22 protein-coding genes are annotated in these 20,548 nt (G+C 56.0%); 5 read left to right on the top strand and 17 right to left on the bottom strand.

All coding sequences use genetic code 11. From position 1 onward, the window contains the following. Positions 1–48: 48 nt before the first annotated feature. The 4 genes from OB87_RS11725 to radC all read right to left on the bottom strand — a co-directional run bounded on the left by OB87_RS11725 (position 49) and on the right by radC (position 2,956). Positions 49–846 carry a DUF2285 domain-containing protein gene (locus OB87_RS11725; protein WP_033569608.1) on the bottom strand — a complete coding sequence of 266 codons (798 nt, stop codon included), beginning with the start codon at positions 844–846 and terminating at the stop codon, positions 49–51. Between the two features lie 183 nt (positions 847–1,029). Further along, a complete protein-coding gene (locus OB87_RS20840; protein ID WP_161132947.1) occupies positions 1,030–1,173 on the bottom strand; it encodes a hypothetical protein in 144 nt (47 codons plus the stop codon). Positions 1,174–1,550: 377 nt separating this feature from the next. Next, entirely contained in the window at positions 1,551–1,862 is a 312-nt protein-coding gene (locus OB87_RS11720; protein ID WP_033569669.1) for a DUF736 domain-containing protein, read from the bottom strand. Positions 1,863–2,446: 584 nt separating this feature from the next. Next, positions 2,447–2,956 (bottom strand): RadC family protein, encoded by a 510-nt coding sequence (gene radC, locus OB87_RS11715; protein WP_033569607.1) that lies wholly within the window; start codon positions 2,954–2,956, stop codon positions 2,447–2,449. Between the two features lie 364 nt (positions 2,957–3,320). On the opposite strand from radC, the gene OB87_RS21110 reads away from it, so the two are divergent. Then, on the top strand, positions 3,321–3,710 hold the full coding sequence (locus tag OB87_RS21110; protein WP_012768883.1) for a helix-turn-helix transcriptional regulator: 390 nt from the start codon (positions 3,321–3,323) through the stop codon (positions 3,708–3,710). Between the two features lie 12 nt (positions 3,711–3,722). On the opposite strand, the gene OB87_RS11705 is transcribed toward OB87_RS21110, so the two are convergent. From OB87_RS11705 to OB87_RS11695, 3 genes are all read right to left on the bottom strand, one after another. Further along, positions 3,723–4,247, bottom strand: a complete 525-nt coding sequence (locus tag OB87_RS11705; RefSeq protein WP_012768882.1) for a helix-turn-helix transcriptional regulator — start codon at positions 4,245–4,247, stop codon at positions 3,723–3,725. A gap of 2 nt (positions 4,248–4,249) precedes the next feature. Next, positions 4,250–4,519, bottom strand: a complete 270-nt coding sequence (locus tag OB87_RS11700; RefSeq protein ID WP_012768881.1) for a hypothetical protein — start codon at positions 4,517–4,519, stop codon at positions 4,250–4,252. A 67-nt stretch (positions 4,520–4,586) separates the two neighbouring features. Continuing rightward, positions 4,587–5,843 carry a tyrosine-type recombinase/integrase gene (locus tag OB87_RS11695; protein WP_033569606.1) on the bottom strand — a complete coding sequence of 419 codons (1,257 nt, stop codon included), beginning with the start codon at positions 5,841–5,843 and terminating at the stop codon, positions 4,587–4,589. 109 nt (positions 5,844–5,952) lie between these two features. Between OB87_RS11695 and OB87_RS21090 the strand changes: the two genes are divergently transcribed. After that, complete coding sequence (locus tag OB87_RS21090) at positions 5,953–6,084, top strand: hypothetical protein (protein ID WP_012768879.1); 132 nt, start codon at positions 5,953–5,955, stop codon at positions 6,082–6,084. A 59-nt stretch (positions 6,085–6,143) separates the two neighbouring features. On the opposite strand, the gene guaA is transcribed toward OB87_RS21090, so the two are convergent. Together guaA and guaB are read right to left on the bottom strand one after the other, a co-directional pair. Next, positions 6,144–7,721 carry a glutamine-hydrolyzing GMP synthase gene (guaA, locus tag OB87_RS11690; protein WP_033569605.1) on the bottom strand — a complete coding sequence of 526 codons (1,578 nt, stop codon included), beginning with the start codon at positions 7,719–7,721 and terminating at the stop codon, positions 6,144–6,146. An 87-nt stretch (positions 7,722–7,808) separates the two neighbouring features. Further along, positions 7,809–9,272, bottom strand: coding sequence for an IMP dehydrogenase (gene guaB, locus OB87_RS11685; RefSeq protein ID WP_033569604.1), 1,464 nt, complete (start codon positions 9,270–9,272; stop codon positions 7,809–7,811). A 172-nt stretch (positions 9,273–9,444) separates the two neighbouring features. Here guaB and xseA point away from each other — a divergent pair, with 172 nt between their 5' ends. From xseA to OB87_RS11670, 3 genes are all read left to right on the top strand, one after another. Next, positions 9,445–10,830 (top strand): exodeoxyribonuclease VII large subunit, encoded by a 1,386-nt coding sequence (gene xseA, locus OB87_RS11680; RefSeq protein WP_033569603.1) that lies wholly within the window; start codon positions 9,445–9,447, stop codon positions 10,828–10,830. A gap of 91 nt (positions 10,831–10,921) precedes the next feature. After that, complete coding sequence (locus tag OB87_RS11675; protein WP_033569602.1) at positions 10,922–11,971, top strand: M4 family metallopeptidase; 1,050 nt, start codon at positions 10,922–10,924, stop codon at positions 11,969–11,971. Continuing rightward, positions 11,952–12,320: a protealysin inhibitor emfourin gene (locus OB87_RS11670; protein ID WP_033569601.1), complete on the top strand. Its 369-nt coding sequence runs from the start codon at positions 11,952–11,954 to the stop codon at positions 12,318–12,320. Before OB87_RS11675 ends, OB87_RS11670 begins: the two co-directional genes overlap by 20 nt. Positions 12,321–12,354: 34 nt before the next feature. Here the strand turns inward: OB87_RS11670 and OB87_RS11665 are convergent, their stop codons facing one another. From OB87_RS11665 to pilW, 8 genes are all read right to left on the bottom strand, one after another. Then, positions 12,355–12,591, bottom strand: coding sequence for a zinc ribbon domain-containing protein (locus OB87_RS11665; RefSeq protein ID WP_033569600.1), 237 nt, complete (start codon positions 12,589–12,591; stop codon positions 12,355–12,357). An 80-nt stretch (positions 12,592–12,671) separates the two neighbouring features. Continuing rightward, complete coding sequence (der, locus tag OB87_RS11660; protein WP_033569599.1) at positions 12,672–14,159, bottom strand: ribosome biogenesis GTPase Der; 1,488 nt, start codon at positions 14,157–14,159, stop codon at positions 12,672–12,674. A 140-nt stretch (positions 14,160–14,299) separates the two neighbouring features. Beyond that, entirely contained in the window at positions 14,300–15,481 is a 1,182-nt protein-coding gene (bamB, locus tag OB87_RS11655; RefSeq protein WP_033569598.1) for an outer membrane protein assembly factor BamB, read from the bottom strand. A 10-nt stretch (positions 15,482–15,491) separates the two neighbouring features. Further along, complete coding sequence (locus OB87_RS11650) at positions 15,492–16,112, bottom strand: YfgM family protein (protein WP_033569597.1); 621 nt, start codon at positions 16,110–16,112, stop codon at positions 15,492–15,494. 13 nt (positions 16,113–16,125) lie between these two features. Next, a complete protein-coding gene (hisS, locus tag OB87_RS11645) occupies positions 16,126–17,400 on the bottom strand; it encodes a histidine--tRNA ligase (protein WP_033569596.1) in 1,275 nt (424 codons plus the stop codon). 152 nt (positions 17,401–17,552) lie between these two features. Next, entirely contained in the window at positions 17,553–18,674 is a 1,122-nt protein-coding gene (gene ispG / locus OB87_RS11640; protein WP_033569595.1) for a flavodoxin-dependent (E)-4-hydroxy-3-methylbut-2-enyl-diphosphate synthase, read from the bottom strand. A 36-nt stretch (positions 18,675–18,710) separates the two neighbouring features. Next, positions 18,711–19,718 (bottom strand): cytoskeleton protein RodZ, encoded by a 1,008-nt coding sequence (gene rodZ, locus OB87_RS11635; RefSeq protein WP_033569594.1) that lies wholly within the window; start codon positions 19,716–19,718, stop codon positions 18,711–18,713. Beyond that, positions 19,708–20,463 (bottom strand): type IV pilus biogenesis/stability protein PilW, encoded by a 756-nt coding sequence (pilW, locus tag OB87_RS11630; protein ID WP_050515697.1) that lies wholly within the window; start codon positions 20,461–20,463, stop codon positions 19,708–19,710. Before pilW ends, rodZ begins: the two co-directional genes overlap by 11 nt. Positions 20,464–20,548: the final 85 nt, after the last annotated feature.

Here is a 20,548-nt window from a genome sequence, read left to right as displayed (position 1 = left end):
GCCAGCGCAGCCAAACGGAGACAGTCTCGAAAAAATACGTTCGCCTGCTCAGGGCCGTTTTGCGCCGGAAACAGAACGACCCTTCCCAGCCACGGACGGGGAAACAAGACAGCGATACCCGCCCCACATCAGCCGTTTGCCGCGAGAGACCAGCCGCCGGACTCGGGAGCGGAGGCCACTATCCGCGTGCCAGGCGTCAGCAAGGCCCTCCGCACCCATTAAACCGGCAGCTACGTCACGCAAGGAAGCACCAGCCAGCGACGCATCCAGCGCCTGCAGGGTATGTAACTCCCGCAATGCGGTAGGAGACGGCCGGGGATAAGCCATCCTATCCGGTACTGCATTGCGCCCTTCCACTCCGTGACTCAACGCGGCCGCTAATAGCCGGTAACGGGAATGCAGCAACACACCGCCCCTGATGGCACAGACATACGCCATGCCATCAGCCAGCATCGGTACACACACCAGCCGCAGGCAACCGCCGGGCCAGCGCGCCAGCAGCAGCAAGCGTCGGCTGTCATGCACCAGATCATGACGGCCGGGCATGTGCCAGAAGGCGAAAACCGGGGCATCGGGCGGTGGGTCAGCATCCGGGTAAAGCAGCACAACGCTGTCAGGGTCGGGATACCAGACGGGATGCGCCTCACGCGCATCCCGGGACGGATCTTCCCACAGGCGTAGGCCCCAACGGTGGGCTCCACCGGCCCGACGCGGGCGGTGCTGCCAGTCACAGCAGTAATCCGGGTTTCGGCGCAGGTATTCCCAGGCCAGCGCCGGGCCATCAAGATGTAAAACGTAAAGGTAAGCGGCAACAGGGCAGCAATGCCCGGCGAGATGAGACGTCATGATACTTTCTCCTGTCAGAAACCGTGTTCATCACCACAGGCATTGAAAGGACCATTGACAAAAGAGAAGCCGATAATACAGATCATTAGTGGGTGTTAATGGCATGACCCGTCACGCCAGCGTTTACGACCTTACCCGAAACTGTACCCGGGATCATGACCGTTCCAGTCAGGGGGACAGGCGTCAAATGGCAGAATGCCGATTAAGATCGATAACGCCGTGAGTCTGATCGAAGTTGTCGTAATGCGAAGGGGTAATCTGGCAAGACACCGGCAGGTACTCAATTCCTTCCCAGCGTCGGGTGAACGCGTCATCAGACTGACTCATGCGCCAATCTGATTGCATGGGGATAGTACTGAATCGCTCAGTTGCAGAGACAGAGACTTACTCATTCGAACATCACGCCAGCATGCTGATTTAAAAGAAGCTGGATTAGGGCCTTCTGCAACCAGGCGGTCCGCAGTGTGACGCTGACGTTTTTTTGTGGTTTCGCTTGTAGTCGGCATATGACCACCATTTACACGTGTAATCTACACATGTCGGCATTATGCGCTCGGCAAACGCCGACCGCAGCACATCCCACATATGCCGCAATACCCGCTCAGGGTCTGCCATGTCCGCTTGGAGTTGAGCGGAAAAGCCGGTGGTGTGGCCCATTCTCTACCGACGGCAACCCCGCCATTCGGCGGGGTGCTGTGTTTCCGTTAAACCGCCGCTTTGCTGCGCGACCAAATCAGGCTATAGGTGCCATCATCGTCCTCGATCAGGCGGGCGTAAATGGTCGCCGGAAGGGACGGGTCATCGAGCGTGACCGACAGGTAAGGCCGTTCGGCCTGGCTGATTTTTTTCCACGCCGCGCCGATGTCGTAACCGCCTGCCGTCTGGATGCGGTAATCGGGGACGCTGTCGCCGCTTCGGTCATTGGGAACAAACTTCACCTTGACGTTAAGGGTCAGGGTGCGAACCGTGCCGGTAAAACCGTTTGTCTGGGCGGTGAAGGTGCCGATGTTAGCCATGATCATTTCTCCTTTCGGGTTCATCAAGGTCGCGCCATCGCGTCCTTGTTGTGAGCCGACAGACGGGGACCGGGCTGGCCGCACCTGCGGCCGTAACACCGTGAAGGACCAGCAAACGCCAGGAATTTGCTGCGCGAGGAAGGCGCCGGGGACATTGCTGGTGCTTGCTGGTTGCGGCCATCAGGCCCGAGGCGTAGCCGTGCCACCGTCAGGATTCACAACGACACAAGGACGTATGGCCCTACCGCCCCCGAAAGGCACCATGGCTAACGCACCTGACCGACACAACGGCGTTACCGATTCGCCACGCCGGTGTCAGCCTATGCTGTTCCCATGACAGGCGACAGCGCCTTACCACACCGGGCAACGGCAAAAATCACCACGCGGCGCAACGTCGTAACCAGGCTACTGGTATGTCGGTCACGCTTTTTCAACCTTACGGCAGTCGATCACCAGTGTCGGGGACGATGCACTGCCACACAACCTGATGCAGCACATCATGGCGAGTCACAGCGCTGCGCAGAATGACGGGGTATCCAGTCAGGGGCAGGCCACCGCAAAAAAGGGGGCTCACGCCCCCACAGTCACAGTAATGCCCGTTCAGCAAATGACAACGTGTCATTACCGCCCACAATGATGTGATCTAGAACCCGCACGTCCACCAGTGCCAGCGCCGCACTGACCCGGCGCGTCAGCATCAGGTCGGCCTGACTCGGCTCCGTATTTCCACTCGGGTGATTGTGCGCCAGGATCACCGCCGCGGCATTGCAGCTCAGCGCTTTCCTGACGATCTCGCGCGGGTACACCGCAGTGGTAGTAAGGGTGCCGTAAAACAGTTCGGCATACTCAATGAGGCGGTGTCGTGTCGTGAGAAACAGCACCGCGAACACTTCGCGCTCAAACCCGGCCAGCTTGGCGCACAGGTACGCCTGGGTCTGGCTCGCTGACGTGAACTCCGTGCCTAAGGGCATTTTGCAGTCTATGGCCTGACGTGCCGCCTGCAAGATTTGCTCAGTCGTCGCCGGCAGATAAAGCCCGTGTGTATCCCGCACCAGCAGTGGCGCGGTCAACAAAGAGAACGTGGGTTGTGACATGACAGTACTCCGGTTGCTCGGGCGACATTGCCCGGAGCCGACGCAGCACGGCGCAGCGCACGCCGTCACAGGGTCGCAGACGGCTTTGCCGCCAGCGCGCAACGCGCGCGCCGCCCTTGAAGGCGAGAACGCCGTGGTACGATGGGCGAGACAGCAAGGCCGCCTCCCGTTAAAGTCATCCCGATGTCTTCAGGGGACAACAGCCACAGTGATCTTCTGTCTAGCCCACATTCTGTGGGCACAGCCATCACAGTACGACTTCGCCTGACATCGCTGAGCTACGCCACAACAAGTTGCCCCGATAGGTAACAAACGTCACCCTGTTGTCCAACGTACACGTTCTACCGATGCGAAGGAGACCAGAATGAAATATTCAACGCGGCCGCTCAAGGTAACAACCGCAGATACAGCTGAACAGCCTGCCAGTAGCACACTGCCTTTTCCTGGCATAGCCGCCTGTGAAGCATTGCCACAATACGCCACCCTTCCCTTTCGCCGTACCATACGTCGCCGCGAGTTGCATCAAATGGTGCCATTGTCAGAGACCACGATTTACGAAATGGAACGCCGGGGAGAATTTCCCCGGCGTTTCAATCTGACGCCTCGCTGCGTCGTGTGGGATCTGGATGAAGTGGAAAGATGGATAGATGCTCGCCAACGGGCGACACTCACCGGCATGGCGGCAAAAGCGGTAAAACCTGATGTTGGTTTACGCAAAACCCGTCCAGTACGAACGGGGTCGCCTCAAAAATGACAACAGGTGGTCTCAACCGACCAACGCTTCCAAATCCCAGCTTGCCGGAGGCGGTACTCGGCGGATGGCTTTCGCTACATTGACCCGCATCGCCACCGCCGCCACCTCCAGCATACCCTGCATCACGCGGTAATTCCCTTTGCTCTGCAACCAGGACAAGATATCCGCCAGATGCCAGATCGAGGCGCTGCCTTCATGCACCGGCGCGGGAAAACTGCCTGGATAGGCCAGCATTAATTTGCGCATGTTTTGCCTCGATACACCGACAAGTTGCGCCACATCTGTCAGCCCCACCAGATCCGGCGCAACTTCGATCAACATAGCTGAAGGCACGGCGCGTCGAACGTCTGCTAACGCACTGCATATGGCGACCTCGGCACTAACCGCCTCGCGGGTAAATTCCAATGCCAGCCGGCCCGGTAATCCAATCCCAACCAGTGCATCATCGCAGCCAGCCTCACCCAGACGTTCTACGATCGCCTCCAGCTCGCTGTCGTCAGCGGCAAGCTGGTATTTTAAGGTAAAGAGGTATTCCATTGTCACTCCTCATCGTCGGAATCACGTTGTTTACGATGCAATGTGCAGTTATCAACCACCCGGCGCAGCGCTCGCGCATGGTTACCCGAATTCTTCGGCGTGCTCCAGACGCTGGTGATGCAGAACTCTCCACAGCGGCACATTTGGTTATTGTAAGGACAATAGATCTTCCCCCAGGCATGACTGCCGCCAACGTCAACTCGCCAGCCCTGTGCTTCAGCATGCCGGAGCGCTTCCTCAACCTCTTTTTTCGGATGTGAAGGACGGGTCATTTATTGACCTCCAGTATGGATTGCAATGTTATGGTTGTCAAATGACAACTAAAAATAACAAGCCGCTTCATAGTGAAGCACTCAATACTGGAACAGTGATATTCTCCGGCATCAGAGTTGGCACATAGTTCCTGCCATCAATCCAGGCCTCAACCATATTGGACCACTCTTGCAGCATGTGACGCCGTTGCTCTGCGTACTCGGCCTTGTTGTAGATCGAACGCGAAGAGCGCCCTTCTTCATGCGCCAGACACTTTTCAATCCAGTCGCGGTTAAAACCAACTTCGTTAAGCAATGTGGAACCCGTACGGCGCAGATCGTGAACGGTAAACGATTCCAGCGGTAAACCATTGGTCTGAGCACGTCGAACCACAAGCTGCGTTACCCGATTGAGCGTAGCGTGCGACATGCTGCGATGGCCGTCATAGCGGGACGGCAGCACAAACCGTGAACCGGCAGCACAGGTATGCAGCGCTACAAAAATATCCAGCATTTGCCGGGACAAGTAGACGACGTGCGGATTGCGTCTCTTCATCCGCTCTTTCGGGATGGTCCAGGTCGCGTTCTCGAAATCGATTTCGTTCCAGGTGGCCTCAACCAGTTCACTTTTACGTACCAGCGTTAAAAGGATTAGGCGCAGCGCCAGACGGATGGTCGGGTAAGAAGCCACGGATTCAAGTTGGTGGAACGCCAACCGGATCTCGATCGGCGATAGCGCCCTTTCTTTCGGCACAAAAGTGGCAATCGAGGCGGCTTTGACTTCATCGGCGGGATTACTGACTTTCTCCCCATGAAGAATGGCAAAGCTATAAACCTGTTTAACGATATCGCGGATATGCACCGCGGTTGCCGGCGCACCACGAGTCTTTACCCTGTTACACAGCAGGCGTAAATCATCCGCACTGATTTCAGTCAGCAGCCGATTTTGATAAACCGGCAGGATATCACGCGACAAGATGCTCTTACGCATTGATCGGGTGCTATCAGCCATGCGGGCATCAACCAGCCAGCGATCGGCCACGTCACCAAAGTTTTTGGCTGCCGTCAGTCTCTGTTTTGCACGCTGTTTCTCATGCGCAGGAGAGCGCCCTTCACTAATAGCACGCCTGGCGTCCAACAGCTTTTCACGGGCCAGAGCCAGAGAAATACCGGCTGGCCCGTAACGACCAATCGTCAGGGTTTCGCGGCGCCCGCTAAGGCGGTAATCGTAGCGGAAGGTGACGGTACCGGCGGTCGATACCATGACATACATGCCATCACGGTCGTAAACCTTATACGGCCTGGCTTTAGGCTTGAGATTACGTAGTGCGGTGTCGGTAAGCATCGTGTTTTTCCTCCTGTTCAATGGCGGTTTTTACCGTCAGGGGTCAGGAAGTCTGAAGATGCTCCGAAAGCCGCATCACGTCTAGCTTTGGGAGGGAATTTTTACCGTCATGACCGAAAAAGAATCAATCATCAACGGCAGGGTCTTAATCCGGGTCTTTTCGCTTACCGTCGCTTCTACCGCCAGCCTGTTCCGCTGGCTGGCGATAGCTACCGATAGTCACCATAATAAATTTAATTAAAAATCAAAAAATTATGGCGATTTTTCGATAGTTGGCGATAGTCTCGCAAGGACCTTGGATCATTCCCACTCAATCGTAGCCGGTGGCTTGCCGGACACGTCATAGACGACCCTTGAAATCCCGTCGACTTCGTTGATGATGCGGTTGGAGACACGACCGAGGAATTCGTACGGCAGGTGCGCCCAATGCGCGGTCATGAAGTCGATGGTTTCAACCGCGCGCAGTGAAACGACCCAGTCGTATTTGCGGCCGTCACCCATTACGCCGACGGAACGCACCGGCAGGAACACAGTGAACGCCTGACTGACCTTGTCGTACAGGTCCGCTTTGTGCAGTTCTTCAATGAAGATGGCGTCAGCACGGCGCAGCAGGTCGCAGTACTCTTTTTTCACTTCGCCCAATACACGCACGCCCAGACCCGGCCCAGGGAACGGATGACGATACAGCATGTTGTACGGCAGGCCCAGTTCCAGGCCAATCTTGCGCACTTCGTCTTTGAACAGCTCTTTCAGCGGCTCAACCAGCCCCAGCGCCATGTCGTCCGGCAAACCGCCGACGTTGTGGTGCGATTTGATGACGTGCGCTTTGCCGGTGGCGGAAGCAGCGGATTCGATCACGTCCGGGTAGATGGTGCCTTGCGCCAGCCATTTCACGTCGGTCAGCTTGCCCGCTTCTTCGTCGAACACGTCCACGAATACGCGACCGATGGTTTTGCGTTTGGCTTCCGGGTCGTCAATGCCCGCCAGTGCGGACAGGAAACGCTCTTCCGCCGCTACATGGACAATGTTCAGGCCGAACTGATCGCCAAACATCTCCATCACCTGCTCGGCTTCGTTCAGGCGCAGCAAACCGTTGTCTACGAACACGCAAGTCAGGCGATCGCCAATGGCGCGGTGCAACAGCAACGCGGTCACCGAGGAATCAACACCGCCGGACAGGCCGAGAATCACCTTGTCTTTACCTACCTGCACGCGAATACGTTCAACCGCGTCGTCGATGATTTTTGCCGGGGTCCACAGCGCCTCACACTGGCAGATATCGCGCACAAAACGCTCCAGCATACGCTGGCCCTGACGGGTGTGGGTCACTTCCGGGTGGAACTGCACGCCGTAAAAGCGTTTTTCTTCGTTAGCCATGATGGCGTAAGGGCAGGTGTCGGTGCTGGCAACGGTCACGAAGTCGGCCGGGATGGCGGTGACTTTGTCGCCGTGGCTCATCCATACATCCAGCAACGGTGTACCGCTGGCGCTAACGGCATCCTGAATGTCGCGGATCAACGCGCTGTTGGTTTTGACTTCCACCTGTGCGTAACCGAATTCACGCTCACTGGAGCCTTCTACCTTGCCGCCCAATTGCATCGCCATGGTCTGCATACCGTAGCAAACACCCAGTACCGGCACGCCAGCCTGGAAAACATATTCCGGCGCGCGCGGGCTATTGAACTCGGTGGTGCTTTCCGGGCCGCCGGAAAGGATGATGCCATTCGGGTTGAACTCGCGAATCTGCGCTTCGGTGACATCCCATGCCCACAGTTCGCAGTATACGCCCAGCTCACGCACGCGACGTGCCACCAGTTGCGTGTATTGCGAACCAAAATCCAGAATAAGAATGCGATGTTGATGAATGTTTTCTGTCATGAGAGGCGTATTCCACTACGGAGCGAAAGAAAAATTGAACCCGGTAAGTTTACCGGGTTCGTAACAGTAAAGCAGCCGGTAACGCGCTTAGCCCATACGATAGTTCGGCGACTCTTTGGTGATGGTCACATCATGAACGTGACTTTCCTGAATACCGGCACCGCTGATGCGTACAAACTCAGCTTTGGTGCGCAGCGCGTCGATGGTCGGGCAACCAGTCAGGCCCATGCAGGAGCGCAAGCCGCCCATCTGCTGGTGTACGATCTCTTTCAGGCGGCCTTTATACGCCACGCGGCCTTCGATACCTTCCGGCACCAGTTTGTCGGCAGCATTGTCTGACTGGAAGTAACGGTCGGACGACCCTTTGGACATCGCACCCAGCGAGCCCATGCCGCGGTAAGATTTAAACGCACGGCCCTGATACAGTTCGATCTCGCCCGGCGATTCTTCGGTGCCCGCCAGCATAGACCCCACCATCACACAGGCAGCGCCAGCGGCGATAGCTTTGGCGATATCGCCAGAGAAACGGATACCACCGTCGGCAATCACCGGAATACCGGTGCCTTCCAGCGCGTCCACCGCATCGGCAATCGCCGTAATCTGCGGTACACCCACGCCGGTCACGATACGGGTCGTACAGATGGAGCCAGGGCCGATGCCCACTTTCACCGCGCTCACACCGGCTTCAGCCAGGGCACGCGCACCGGCTCCCGTCGCCACGTTACCGCCAATAATTTGCAAATCCGGGTATTTAGCGCGGGTTTCACGGATACGCTGCAACACCCCTTCGGAGTGACCGTGCGAGGAGTCGATCAGCAGTACGTCCACACCGGCAGCGACCAACGCGTCGATACGCTCTTCGTTACCGGCACCGGCACCAACTGCTGCACCGACGCGCAGACGGCCATGCTCATCTTTACAGGCGTTCGGCTTACGTTCAGCTTTTTGGAAATCTTTTACCGTGATCATCCCGACCAGACGGAACTGCTCATCCACGACTAACGCTTTTTCGATGCGGCGCTCGTGCATTTTCTGCAGCACCACCTCGCGGGCTTCACCCTCTTTTACCGTCACCAGACGCTCTTTCGGCGTCATAACCGCGCTGACCGGGCGGTCCAGATCGGTAACGAAACGCACGTCACGACCGGTGATGATACCGACCAGCTCATTGCCTTTCGTGACAACAGGGTAACCGGCGAAACCGTTGCGCTCAGTGAGTTCTTTTACCTGACGCAGCGTGGTTTCCGGGGTTACGGTCTGTGGGTCAACGACTACACCGCTTTCATGGCGCTTCACGCGGCTGACTTCTTCCGCCTGGCGCTCAATCGGCATATTTTTGTGAATAAAACCAATGCCGCCTTCCTGCGCCAGCGCAATAGCCAGCCCAGACTCAGTCACGGTATCCATAGCGGCGGACAACATAGGAATGTTCAGACGGATGCGTTGAGTTAACTGAGTACTCAGGTCGGCCGTGTTGGGCAGAACCGTAGAATGGGCTGGAACGAGGAGAACATCATCGAAGGTCAAAGCTTCTTTAGCGATACGTAGCATGGCAATATCTCACCGGAAATTGGGATGGGAATTAGATAAAATATTGCCGCGGCATTATACAGGGCGAAATCGATTGCCTCCAGTATTTTTTTATAAAAATGCTTGCGAACCGCCCCCTGACCGGTAGTATTGATGGATTAACTCTCTGTTTTACTCTTTGATCCGGGTCACAATGTCCTCATTGCCGTCATCCGCCATATTTACCGTCAGCCGACTGAATCAGACGGTAAAACAGTTGCTGGAAGGTGAAATGGGCCAAATCTGGCTCTCCGGTGAAATATCCAACCTCTCCCAGCCTTCCTCCGGCCACTGGTACTTTACGCTGAAAGACGAACGCGCTCAGGTGCGTTGTGCCATGTTTCGCACCAGCAACCGTCGGGTAACCTTTCGGCCGCAAAACGGGCAACAGGTGCTGATTCGCGCCACCATTACGCTGTACGAACCACGCGGCGACTACCAACTGCTGGCGGAAAGTATGCACCCGGCTGGCGACGGCCTGCTGCAACAGCAGTTCGAACAGTTGAAACAGCGTCTGTCGGCGGAAGGGCTATTCGAACAACAGTACAAGCAATTGCTGCCCAAACCAGCGCGTCAGGTTGGGGTCATTACCTCCGCCAGCGGCGCGGCCTTACACGATATCCTGCATATTCTGCAACGTCGCGACCCTTCGCTGCCGGTGGTTATCTACCCAACTGCGGTACAAGGCGTGGATGCGCCAGCCCAAATTGTGCGAGCCATTGCGCTAGCCAACCTGCGTCAGGAATGCGATGTGCTGATCGTCGGCCGTGGGGGCGGCTCACTGGAAGATCTGTGGAGTTTCAACGATGAACGGGTAGCACGGGCTATCTTTGCCAGCCGCATCCCGATTGTCAGCGCAGTCGGTCACGAAACCGACGTGACCATCGCCGATTTCGTGGCGGATTTGCGTGCACCGACGCCGTCTGCGGCGGCGGAACTGGTCAGCCGTAACCAACTGGAGCTGCTGCGGCAAATTCAGTCTCAACGTCAGCGGCTGGAAATGGCGATGGACTACTATCTGGCACAGCGCCAGCAGCTATTTGCTCGGTTGCAGCATCGGCTGCATCAGCAACATCCACAACTGCGTCTGGCTCGCCAGCAGACGCAATTGCTGCGCCTGCGTCAGCGCCTGGACGACGCTATTCAGTTGCAACTTCGTCAGCAGATACGCCGTCAGGAACGCATGACTCAACGGTTACGACAGCACCAGCCACAGCCCCGTCTGCACCGTGCACAGCAGCAGGTGCAACAGTTGCGCTATCGTATGCAGTACGCGCTGGGAAAACAGCTTAATCAGCAAAAACAACGATTTGGTGAAACTTGTTCCCATCTTGAAGCCGTCAGCCCGCTGGCAACATTGGCCCGTGGCTACAGCGTCACCACCGCGCCGGATGGCAAGGTGATGAAGCGTACCGCTCAGGTCACCAGGGGGGATATATTAAAAACTCGGTTGCAGGATGGCTGGGTAGAAAGCCAGATAACTGAAATACAAAAAGAATCTACAAAGCCACGCGCCAAACGTCAGCCGAAAAATATTTAGTGATTAGGCTATACTTATCGTGTCATAACTGTGATAGATCAGTGTTGATAATATGTTGCACACCATACTGCAAGGCATAAGGAGATGAAGTATGCAATCCGCCCGTAACATCATTCCGCCCTATATTCTGCATCGCATTATCAATAATGGATCGGATGAGGAACGTCGTTGCGCGCAGCAAACCCTGATGCATGTGCAGTCACTGATGGTGGCTCCGGTCATCCATCCCGATGAGCATGAGGAACACCCTGCCGGTAAAATGCTGCGCAATATTTACGACGCAGAGCACCAGCAGACGTTGCCGGGCACGCGGGTACGAACGGAAGGTCAACCGGGAAATGGTGATATCGCTGCAGATGAAGCCTACACCTATCTGGGTATTACCTATGATTTCTTCTGGAAAATCTTCGGCCGTAACTCGCTGGATAACAAAGGATTACCGATTGTCGGCAGTGTTCACTACGGCAAGAATTACCAGAACGCGTTCTGGAACGGGCAGCAGATGGTGTTTGGCGATGGCGACGGCAAAATCTTCAATCGTTTCACTGTCGCACTGGATGTGATCGCCCACGAGCTGTCGCATGGCGTGGTGGAAAGTGAAAGCAACCTGCTGTATTTCCGCCAGTCCGGTGCACTCAACGAATCACTCGCGGATGTGTTTGGCTCGATGGTCAAACAGTACTATCGCAATCAAAAGGTACAGCAGGCAGACTGGATTATTGGTGAAGGGTTGCTGGCCGACGGCATCGACGGTAAAGGGCTGCGCTCAATGTCTCGCCCAGGAACCGCCTATGATGACCTGCTGCTCGGCACTGATCCACAACCCGCCCATATGCGAGACTTCGTTAATACCCGCGAGGACAATGGCGGCGTTCATCTCAATTCCGGAATTCCTAACCGTGCCTTCTATCTGGCGGCGATGGCGCTGGGTGGCTACTCCTGGGAAAAAACCGGTCAAATCTGGTACTACGCTTTGTGCGACAAAGAATTGCCGCAAAATGCAGACTTCTCCATCTTTGCCAAATTTACCGTAGAACACGCCAAAAAACGCTTTAATGAAGCGGTAGCTGACGCGGTGCTGCGAGCCTGGCATCAGGTCGGGGTCGATACGGGAATTCTTAATGAGCACGAACAGGAATAACCTGCCCGATTTGACAGACGATGTGATCATTGAACTGGCGCGCGAGGGTGGCTTCGCCTGGATCCCCAGGCTGGCTGGCCTGCGCCGCTTCACGCTGGCCGAGGTTCCTGCCGCCAAGAAGGAGAAGCTTTGCGCCATGTTGCGTCATGTTCTGCCGACAGCACAGGAACCCGGTCAACCCAATTCTCCCGGACGCGGAGATCAGTTCTACTATCGAATCCATATTCACTACAGCAATACGCCGGATAACCACCAAACGGACTGGGTATTATTGATCCCCGAGCAGAATGCACCATCGGAGCTGGAAGTCTTGTGGCGCAACGGTCTGGATGACGATCAAACCTCCTGATAACGATAACGATGTAGCGCCTATGCTAATAGAGCTATTGAGATAGGTTCTTAGGTTGGTAACGAATGACCACGCGGGAGCGTGAAATTAGCCCGTGACCACCAGCACACAGATAGCTTTCCGCCCCACAGGCACGAAATACCTGCAACGGCTGTTCGCATTGCGGACACAACACCAAACGCAACATATCTCGCTGGCAGGCCTCACAGCGGTACTGTTCATTGCCGCACCAGACCATCAGTTGCTGACACACGGGACAATAAGCGTCCATCTTCCTTCTCCGGCTCACACATGAAAAACGGGGCAGAATCGCTCCTGCCCCGATATAACCGTGGGTTTACACCGCTACGCTTACTTGCCTTTCTTGATGTGCTGCATCAGGCGTTTACGCTTACGCAGCTGATTCGGCGTCAGCGTGTTGCGTTTATCGGCGAACGGGTTTTCCCCTTCCTTGAACTGAATACGAATTGGCGTTCCCATCACATCCAGCGAACGCCGGTAGTAGTTCATCAGGTAGCGCTTGTAGGAATCCGGCAGATCTTTGACCTGATTGCCGTGGATCACCACGATCGGCGGATTATAGCCCCCGGCATGGGCGTATTTCAGTTTCACGCGACGGCCACGCACCAACGGCGGCTGATGGTCGTCCGCCGCCATCTGCATGATGCGGGTCAACATCGCTGTCCCCACACGGCGGGTGGAGCACTCGTAAGCTTCGTTGACGGATTCAAACAAGTTACCCACGCCGCTACCGTGCAGCGCCGAAATAAAGTGAATGCGGGCAAAATCGATGAAGCCGAGACGCAGATCGAGGGTTTCTTTCACCTGCTCCTTGACCTCCTGCGACAGTCCATCCCACTTGTTCACCACAATAACCAACGAACGGCCAGAGTTGAGGATAAAGCCCAGCAACGACAGATCCTGATCGGAAATCCCTTCGCGGGCGTCAATCACCAGCAGCACCACGTTAGCGTCTTCGATCGCCTGCAAGGTCTTGATCACCGAGAACTTCTCGACGGCATCGGTAATCTTGCCGCGTTTACGTACCCCAGCGGTATCGATCAGCACGTAGTCGCGACCATCACGCTCCATCGGGATATAAATACTGTCACGCGTGGTGCCCGGCATGTCGTACACCACCACGCGATCTTCCCCGAGAATACGGTTGGTCAACGTTGACTTGCCGACGTTCGGACGGCCGACGATCGCCAGTTTAATCGGCAGACCTTCCAGATCCAGCACATCGTCTGCCTCTTCGCCGTCGCTGTCGCCTTCGCCAAGTTGTTCCGCCCAGTAGGCCGCGTTCGCTTCTTCTTCGGTCAGTTCACGCGTTTCCTGCGCCGGATCGGCGGCAAACGGCAGCAGCACCTTTTCCAGCAGAGACGTTACGCCACGCCCGTGTGATGCCGCAATCGGATACACCTCACCCAGCCCGAGCGAGTAGAAATCGGCAATACCGGTATCGATATCGATGCCATCGACTTTGTTGGCAACCAGAAACGTGTCTTTTTCACGCATACGCAAATGCTGAGCAATGGCGTGATCGGCAGGCATCAGTCCATCACGGGCGTCCACCAGAAACAGCACGATGTCCGCTTCTTCAATCGCCAGCAGCGACTGCTCGGCCATGCGCGTTTCCACGCCATCTTCATTACCATCGATACCGCCAGTATCGATAATAATGAATTCATTTCCCTCCACCTCAGCACGACCATACTTGCGGTCACGCGTCAGCCCAGGGAAATCCGCCACCAATGCGTCACGAGTACGCGTTAAGCGGTTAAACAGCGTGGATTTCCCCACATTCGGGCGCCCGACCAGCGCGACGACAGGTATCATTGTTACAACCTCATTGCTTATATTTCAATTCGTTACAGCAGAAAGGACTGCTGATGATAAAAGACGAAACGGCCCCTGACAGTATCAGGAGCCGTTATGGGGATGGCGGATATACCGCCCGTCCCGGTCATGCGAAGCGGTTAACGGGTAAAGGCGTAAACCTCGCCGCCTTTAGCCTGCACCAGCAGCTTGTCGCTGGCGACCACCGGTTTGCTCAGCAAACCAGAGCTATCCACTTTCTGCTGGACCACAAAGCGACCATCAGTCGTGTTGACCCAGTGCAGATAGCCTTCGGCATCGCCAACTACCAGATATCCATTATACAGTGCCGGTGCCGTCAGGTTGCGGTGCAGCAGATCGCTCTGCCGCCAGATCACCACGCCACCGTTGGTGTTCAGCGCCGTAATGCGATCGTCCTGATCGACCAGATAAATACGATCGCCATCGACGATGAAGTCGTTCACCGAGCCAATTTCACGCTTCCAGGTAATCTGCCCGGAACGCAGATCCAGTGCGGTCAGGTTGCCATTATATCCCAATGCATACACCACGTTGCCTGCCACAACCGGCGTGGTATCAACATCGTTCAGGCGGGCGATTTCCGTCGCGCCACCCGGCTGGGAGATGCGTTGCTGCCAAATCAACTGCCCCTGATTGATCATCACCGCGCTGACGCGCCCGTTGTCACCACCAACAATCGCCGCGCCAAACGCCGCCGTCGGCGCAGACTCGCCGCGCAGTGACAGCGACGGCATATCCAGGTTTACGGTCCATTTAATCGTACCGTCAGACTCGCTGAGTGCCTGCAACATGCCATTGCTGGTATGAATGATCACCACACCATCGCTGACCACCGGGCTGGATAACACTTCACCCGCCACTTTGGTCTGCCACTGCACCGTCCCATCGTCAGCACTCAGCGCGAACAGCTGCGCACGTTCACTACCAACATAAACATGGTTACCCGATACCGACACACCGCCCGACAGCAGTGCAGGACGGTTGCTGGACAGCAGGCCAGTTTTCTCCGCCAGATCGGCGCGCCACTTCTCTTCACCGCTATTCAGATCCAGTGCTTTTACCGTACCGTGACGATCCGCCGCGTAGACACGGCTGTCTTGCCAGGTCGGGTGCAGGTTAGAGTAGAACTCACCGATACCGTCGCCAACGGAACGACTCCAGACTTTGGTGGGGGTAAACTGGTTAGTCACCTGCGGCAGCGGAGACATTTTTACCACGTCTTCTTCACGATCAAACAGCGAACAGCCGCTTAGCAGGGTAACGGAAACCAGTCCGACCAAAAGTGTTTTACGCAATTGCATGAAGTCCCTCTTAGCTGGGCAGATTGTTCAGTTTGAGACGTAACAGGGATTGCAGCCCCTGAGCAGGTTTCGCCGCCATGCCTTTGTTGTAAGCATCACGCGCCCCTTGATTGTCGCCTTTGCTCGCCAGCACGTCGCCGCGAACATCGGCTACCATCGCTGTCCAGCCTTCCAGCTTGATGGCATCAAGTGCTTTCAATGCATCATCAGGTTTCTTCTGCTGTAACAGGACGCGAGCCAGACGCAGATTAATCAACGCCTGCAAATCAGCCTCTTTAGTCTGGCTCAATGCCTGACGGAGCTGCTGCTCGGCTTTAGCAATATCATTTTTTTCAACGAACTGGTGTGCCAGCGCCAGTGAAGCCAGCGCACCGTAATTACCATGATCGCTGGTAACAAATTTTTCCGCGCCTGCAATGCCTTCCGGCGTACCGGCGGACAGAGATTCAGTCACCTGCTGATAGGCAGCAGAAGCCGCCATCGCGTTGCTTTCCTGATGGTTTTGCCAGAAACGCCAGCCGACCAGTGCGCCGATACCCAGCACGACACCGATAGCCAGCGCCTTGCCATTCTCGATAAAGAAGCGGCGAATCGCCTCAACCTGCTCGTTCTCAGTGCTATAGACTTCCACGCTGCCTTTCTCCTTAATTCAGTAACGCCGCCAGACGCGCCGCCACATCCGCCTGAGCCAGGGTTTCCTGCTCGCCACTGGTCAGGTTTTTCACCACGACCTGCCCGGCAGCCACTTCGCTTTCACCCAGCACCAGCGCAACCCGCGCCCCGCTCTTGTCTGCGCGGGCAAACTGTTTCTTGAAATTACCGCCGCCGTAGTTGGTCATCAATTTCAACTGCGGCAGCGCGTCACGCACTTTTTCCGCCAGTTGAATCGCTGCATGTTGCGTGCCGACACCGGATGAAATCAGGTACACGTCTACGCCAGGCTGTGCCGCGAACGCCGGATTGACGGTCTGCACCAGCAGCACCAGACGCTCCAGCCCCATGGCAAAACCCACCGCCGGTGTACTGGAGCCACCAAGCTGCTCGACCATGCCATCATAACGGCCACCGCCACACACCGTTCCCTGAGATCCCAGACTGCTGGTCACCCATTCGAAAACGGTACGGTTGTAATAATCCAGCCCACGAACCAGCCGCGGATTAACCTTATATGGGATGCCGGACTGGGTTAAAAGTTCACACAATTCATCGAAATGCGCGCGAGAATCATCATCCAGATAGTCAGTCAACACCGGCGCGTTATCCAGCAACGCCTGTACCTGAGCATTTTTGGAATCGAGTACACGCAGTGGGTTGGTGTACATGCGGCGTAGGCAGTCTTCATCTAACTGATCTTTGTGCGCTTCCAGGAAAGCGATCAGCGCCTCACGGTAGCGAGCGCGAGCATCTAAAGATCCAATCGAGTTCAGTTCCAGACTGACGTGCTGATCGATCCCCAACACCCGCCACCAGCGGGCGGTCATCAGAATCAATTCCGCATCAACATCCGGTCCTTTCAGACCAAACACTTCACATCCCAGCTGATGGAACTGGCGATAACGCCCTTTCTGCGGGCGCTCGTGGCGGAACATCGGGCCGATATACCACAGGCGCTGCTCCTGGTTGTACAGAATGCCGTGTTCGATGCCGGCGCGGACACACCCTGCCGTGCCTTCAGGACGCAACGTCAGGCTGTCGCCGTTGCGATCCTCAAAAGTGTACATTTCCTTTTCAACCACATCGGTTACTTCGCCGATCGCACGTTTGAACAGCGAGGTCTGCTCGACGATCGGCATACGGATTTCGCTATAACCGTACCCGCGAAGTACCTGTTTCAGGCTGTCTTCAATACACTGCCACAATGCCGTTTCGGCTGGCAGGTAGTCGTTCATGCCACGGATGGCTTGAATATTCTTTGCCACGTCAGTTCTCTATGCGTTTTCAGAAATTAATGCGCTTTTAAAAAATAGACCCGATTATAGGAGCAACGACGCAATATCTTCAATGTCGTTGCCGCTACCATCGGGCGCTTCAATTCAGGAATTGGTGCCGGATCGCATTCGTACAGACCGGATCACTTATCTACCAGATTGACGGCGATACGCTGTTTTTCATCCAGCATTGACGCCTTGGCGCGGATCCTGGCTTCCAGTTGATCGATCATATCGTCGTTGTCAAAACGCTCTTTCTGGCGAACACCGTCTTCGTAAAAACCACTCTTCTTGTTACCGCCGGTCACGCCCAGTGTCGATACCAGTGCTTCGCCCGGACCGTTAACCACGCAACCGATGATCGACACATCCATCGGCGTGACGATATCTTCCAGCCGCTGCTCCAGCGCATTCACCGTGCCGATCACGTCGAACTCCTGACGAGAGCAGGTCGGGCAAGCAATGAAGTTGATACCGCGGGAACGGATACGCAGAGACTTGAGAATATCGAAACCGACCTTAACCTCTTCCACCGGATCGGCTGCCAGCGAGACGCGCAGCGTATCGCCGATGCCTTCGGAAAGCAGCAACCCAAGACCAATAGCGGATTTCACCGCCCCGCTGCGCGCACCACCCGCTTCGGTGATACCCAGATGCAACGGCTGGTCGATACGGGACGCCAGTAAGCGGTAAGACTGCACCGCCAGGAACACGTCCGACGCTTTGACGCTAACCTTAAATGCGTGGAAATTGAGGCGGTCGAGAATATCCACGTGGCGCATGGCAGATTCCAGCAGCGCTTCCGGCGTCGGTTCGCCGTATTTTTCCTGCAGATCCTTTTCCAGCGAACCGGCGTTCACGCCAATGCGGATCGGAATATTTTTGTCGCGCGCACAATCCACCACCGAACGGATACGCTCTTCGCTACCGATATTACCGGGGTTAATGCGCAGACAATCGACCCCGTATTCCGCCACTTTCAGCGCAATACGGTAGTCAAAATGGATATCAGCCACCAGCGGCACATCCACCTGTTGCTTAATCAGACGAAATGCTTCGGCGGCGTCCATCGTCGGCACTGAAACGCGCACGATATCCACGCCAACCCTTTCCAGCGATTTGATCTGCCTGACCGTGGCGTCAACATCAGTAGTGCGGGTATTGGTCATCGACTGCACTGCAATCGGCGCACCATCACCAACAGGCACTTTGCCGACGTAAATCCGGGTTGATTTGCGGCGGTTGATGGGTGTGGGGTTATGCATCACTTCTTCTCCACAGTTGCCAGTGCGACGGCTCGATTACTGAGCCGTCAGCGTGATACGAGCCACCTGATGGCTTTTGACAAACCGGCTTAAATCCACCGGTTTACCCTGAAACTCGACCTGTACCGCACCCGGTGCGCCGATCTTTAATCGGTATGGTGCCTGGCCAGTCAGATTCAACACACTACCGTTACGCTGCACGCCGCTAAACAGTTTCTTACCAGTCGCATCTACCACTTCCAGCCAGCAATCTGCGGTAAAGCGCATTACGACTGCACCCGGTTCACCAGAGGCATCCGTTGCAGGAGCAGTACTGGCCGGAGCAGTAGCAGACTGATTCAGCAATGGCTGCTCTGAAACCTGTGTCTGAGCCTGAGTGGCTACGCTGGCAGCAGCAGGCGCGTTAACCGTCGGAGCCACTGGCGTAGAAACGGCAGGCTGCGATGGTGCATCGGCTGGCGGGTTAAGTGTGATCGGCTGCCCATTACCAGAAGAGGCACCAGCAACACTGTCATCATTATCCACCGGCTCGGGATCACTATTCATCTCCACCGTCTGCCCATCTTTGCGATTCTGGGATGCGTTGGCGTGGTCCACCATCGAATTGATTTCCTGCTGCTGCGCCTGATGGTTCTGCCACCACCAGGCTACCGTCAGGCCTAGTACACCAATCAGGATCAACCAGGTAAACAGCATCAACCAGCCATCACGCTTCTTGCGGCTTTTACCCAACGCCAGACTCTGCATCGGTGCCACATTGGAGACTCGACTCGGCGCGACCTGCTTTTCCAGCATCGGCAGTAATTCGTCTTCAGGGAGGTGAACCAATCGGGCATAAGAGCGGATATAACCGCGCAGGAAGGTGGGGGCAAGGCCTGTGGGCGTATTGTTGTCTTCTATTTCCCGAACGGTCGACACTTTCAGGCACAACCGTTCTGCAACAACTTGTTGCGTCAGTCCCAACCGCTCGCGCGCTTCACGCAAACGTTCGCCAGGGGTCATTATCGTTGCTGCAGTGTTATCTTGAGTGGCTTCAGTATTCATTAGCTAAGAACTGCTGGTACTGTTTGGATTGTGGAAAACTTCGCGCCAGCAATCCGCCATAACGTGTTACCTCGTCATGATGACCCGCCAGCGCGGCGAAACGAATCTGTAGCCACAGGCTTTCGGCGCTTGCCGTAAGCAATGGCTGGTATACATTCAGGAGCAATCGCGCCTGATCATAGCGCCCGGCAGTAAAGCGACTATTCGCTTCCGCCAGAAGCCGGTTTCCTCTGGCAGGATCGTATCTCAGTGCACGGCTGAGCCACTGACTCGCCTCATCCGGTTTACCGGCATTGAGGAAGCAGTAACCCGCATTCTCAAGTGCATCAGCAACCTGATGGTAATCAGAGAGTTGCGCCGCAGCAGCGAACTGCTGTTGCGCCGCTACATACTGCCCTAAACCACAGAGAAACGCACCGTAATTATTCATTACGCTGCCGTTGCCTGGCACCTGCCGTAGCAGGCGACGATAACGTGTCTCGGCGGCTTGACTCTCACCGATGCGCTGCTCGTACAACGCCATTCCCAACTGGGTCCGGTAATCGTCCGGTGCGAGTTGTTCTGCTTTTTGCAGATTGTCGCGCGCGGCCTCCAGATTATTGCGAGCCAGATACTCCAGCCCCAGTTGTAACCGCGTCTGTGCCGCCGCGGGGCTCACCTGTTGCGATGGCGTTTGTGCGCATCCGGCCAGCAGCATCATGCCGACGACCAATGCCACGGCTTTACCCAGTAATATCCGTTTCATCCCTGACACTCCTCTCACGAACCATCCTGGTTCGTCGAATCCGTGACATGTTACCGTAATAGGCCATCCGTGACAGCCTGTCGCC

Source organism: Dickeya undicola, assembly GCF_000784735.1.
Taxonomy (GTDB): domain Bacteria; phylum Pseudomonadota; class Gammaproteobacteria; order Enterobacterales; family Enterobacteriaceae; genus Dickeya; species Dickeya undicola.
This window is presented reverse-complemented; position numbering and strand designations above follow the sequence as displayed.